Annotated in this window: 2 protein-coding genes; both read left to right on the top strand. The window is 32.4% G+C overall.

Features of this window, described 5'->3' with window-relative positions; genetic code table 11:
• Window positions 1-207 (top strand): GMC oxidoreductase (locus EGI31_RS14970; RefSeq protein WP_255037982.1); only part of this gene is annotated, 207 nt, incomplete at its 5' end.
• 437 nt (window positions 208-644) lie between these two features.
• Complete coding sequence (locus EGI31_RS14965) at window positions 645-1,343, top strand: hypothetical protein (protein WP_255037416.1); 699 nt, start codon at window positions 645-647, stop codon at window positions 1,341-1,343.
• The last annotated feature ends 408 nt before the right edge of the window (window positions 1,344-1,751 follow it).

Genomic DNA, 1,751 nt, shown 5'->3' with positions numbered 1-1,751 from the left:
GAAATGGGCGGCGTAAGAATGGGCAAAGACCCAAAAACCTCGATGCTGAATGGCTTTAATCAGCTACACGCCTGCAAAAACGTTTTTGTGACTGACGGTGCCTGTATGACCTCCACCTCTACCCAAAATCCATCACTAACCTACATGGCGTTCTCCGCCAGAGCAGTTGATTATGCGGTGAAGGAGATGAGGAAGAAGAATTTGTGAGATATTTAATTCAAAGCGAATATGTTATTCTTTATCTATAATTTTTGCTGTTTTATTTTGGTTATTTTTCGCTAAATATCTCTTAGACAATTGGGATAAAGAGAAAAAAGTAAAAAAGGAATCTCTTCCTAATGAAGAAAAGTATAAAACATTTTCAAGAAATGATGAAAAGTCTATTTGCAAAGCTTGTCATGGTTCAGGGTATTATCAGTATTGTGGAACTTGTAAATCTGATGAAATTATAGATATTTCGGAAGAAAAGTATGAATTTGAGTATTGTTCAATCTGCTCAAAGGAAGGAAGGTATGATTCAAATATAAAATGCGAAATTTGTCTCTCCTGCAATGGAAAGGGTAATTTTTATTGGACATGATGAATTTATTTTAATTTTTCTTCGGATCAACAATTCGTAAATCAAAAACGAATCAATAGGTAAAATGGCTTTAAAACTATTAATTAATTTTTTACTCTATAAAAAAATGAAGATAAAAGTATTTTGTTTTGTTATTTCATTTGTTTCTATTTTTTCTGTGGTACATGCTCAAGCCGATTTTAGAGAACTTAAATGGGGGATGTCAATTGATCAAGTATCAAATTTAGAAGGAAGAAATATAACAGGAGAAATAAGATCGAATCAATTTTATACATTAGTTAGTGAGGGTATTTCTGTTGGTGGTAAGATTGCAAAAGTAGAATATACGTTTGAAAATGGTAAACTGTCAAAAATAGTCTCTTACTTTAAATTTAGTTATTCCCCCGATTTTTGGAATTTTGGTAGCATTTCGTTTCAACTTTCCGATCTATTTCAAACTTTGGAAAATAAGGGGTACAAAATAAGATATCCCATGCTCTGTGGTGATCACCCTTACGATGGTCCAGATTTGAATATTCCGGAAAATATTAAAATACTTGAAATGACTTCATGGAAACTTGATTTTGCCAAAACAACTATTCTTAAAAAACTTGAATCTGATGAAAAATATAAGTGTGCCTTTATGAAATTTGAAAGTAGTAGAAGTGATGCTACTATAGCAATAAATGCAAAACATACTATAAACGATAAATCATCACATGCTTATTTTATCTTAACGCCCTCTGATTCAGTACAAAAAAGTATCAATCAAAATGATTTTTAAATAGTTTTGGTATTACAGATATAATAGTTTATATCCGTTAATTGTCTCCCACTAGGGGACTTTGAACTAAACTCTAATGCTTTTCTCACCAGATATTAGCATCGCAGAGTCCCTGCGGAGACTCTGCTAGAACTCCAATCAGGAGGCCATAGAATATCAATCTTTTTTGTCAAAGGTTTCAATTGCCACTAGCTTTAGACTGTGGATAATGAGAAGAAATTCCTATTTGACTTTAGTCGAAATGTTTAAGCTTTTTTGTTTTGGCTAAAGCAAAATTTATCTTCTTAAATTCTCATCTTCCAGCTAAAACAGGAGGCAATTCATTATCAAGCTTTGACACAATGTTTTCAATTGCCACTGGCTTTAGACTGTGGATAATGAGAAGAAATTCCTATTTGACTTTAGTCG

Source organism: Lacihabitans soyangensis (assembly GCF_024343775.1).
GTDB lineage: Bacteria > Bacteroidota > Bacteroidia > Cytophagales > Spirosomataceae > Leadbetterella > Leadbetterella soyangensis.
Note: the sequence above shows the minus strand (reverse complement) of the source record. Positions and strands in the feature narration are given on the sequence as shown.